Origin of the sequence: Rhodanobacter sp. FW104-R8 (assembly GCF_001617365.1) — a bacterium.
Taxonomy (GTDB): Bacteria; Pseudomonadota; Gammaproteobacteria; order Xanthomonadales; family Rhodanobacteraceae; genus Rhodanobacter.
The window spans coordinates 1-1,183 of the sequence record NZ_LVJR01000039.1; the positions used below are offsets into that span (position 1 = coordinate 1).

Here is a 1,183-nt window from a genome sequence, read left to right on the forward strand (position 1 = left end):
TGCCCGCCCTTGTATTCTGATTTTGCCCGAGTCGCGCTTGGGCAAAAGGGTGTCCGGATGCCGTGCCCGCCCTTGGCGACATGCCGTAGCGTAGATCTTGCACCGGACGCCCGCTTTCAACTTGCGATAGATCGAACAGTATCTTCGGCCCGGCCTCGCCGGCAGCCTGCATTTACAAGGTGGATAGCGCAAGCCATGAACTCTGAACAGGTTGTCCTGGGTATCGACGTAGCCAAAGCCAAGCTCGACTGTGCATTGAGCGTGGGTTCCAAGTACCGCACCAAAGTCTTCCCCAACACCTCGCCGGGCTTCGCCCGGCTGGTGGCGTGGTTGCTTCAGCATGAGGCGGCTCACGCCCCCGTCTGCATGGAGGCGACCGGTATCTACTGGGAGGCGGCAGCGACCTATCTGGCTGACGCCGGCCATCGGGTCTCGGTCATCAATCCGGCGCTGGCCAAGGCACATGCCCAGTCGCTGGGGCTACGCAGCAAGACCGACGTGCTGGACGCCAAGATGCTGGCGCACTTCTGTCGGGAGAAGCAGCCGCCCGCCTGGGTGCCACCACCGGCGTCGGAACGGCGCCTGCGCGCCCTGGTGCTGCGTCATCAGGCCCTGATCGAAATGCAGACCCAGGAGAAGAACCGCAGCGAGAGCCTGCGGGAGGACGTCCGCAACAGCGTGGAAACGCACCTGGCGTGGCTGGCCGATGAGCTCAAGCGTATCGAGCAGGCCATCGCGCAGTTGCTGGACGACGACGATGACCTGCGTGGCCAACGCGACCTGCTGGCCTCCATCCCCGGCCTGGGCGAGCGCACCATCGCCGTCCTGCTTGCCTACGGCGTGAGCAGCGAGCGCTTCGACACCGCTCGTCAGTTCGTCGCCTTTGGCGGGCTGAGCCCGCGATTGCATGAATCGGGCAGCAGCGTGCGGGGGCGTCCGCGCCTGTCCAAGGTGGGACATGCCTTCCTGCGACGGGCGCTCTACATGCCGGCCATGGTCACCCTCTACCGCACCGCCTGGGGGCAACGCTTCCGCCAGCGCCTGGCCGATCACGGCAAGCCCCCCAAGCTGATCATCGGCGCGATGATGCGCAAACTGGCTCAGGTCGCCTTCGGCGTCCTCAAGTCCGGCAAACCGTTCGACCCAATCCTTCATGGGGCTTGATCTCGATAACAGTATCTAC

1 protein-coding gene is annotated in these 1,183 nt (G+C 64.6%); it reads left to right on the top strand.

What is annotated here, in order from left to right; translation table 11 throughout:
* The first annotated feature begins 195 nt into the window (after nt 1-195).
* A complete protein-coding gene (locus RHOFW104R8_RS10835; protein ID WP_063089891.1) occupies nt 196-1,164 on the top strand; it encodes an IS110 family transposase in 969 nt (322 codons plus the stop codon).
* Nucleotides 1,165-1,183: the final 19 nt, after the last annotated feature.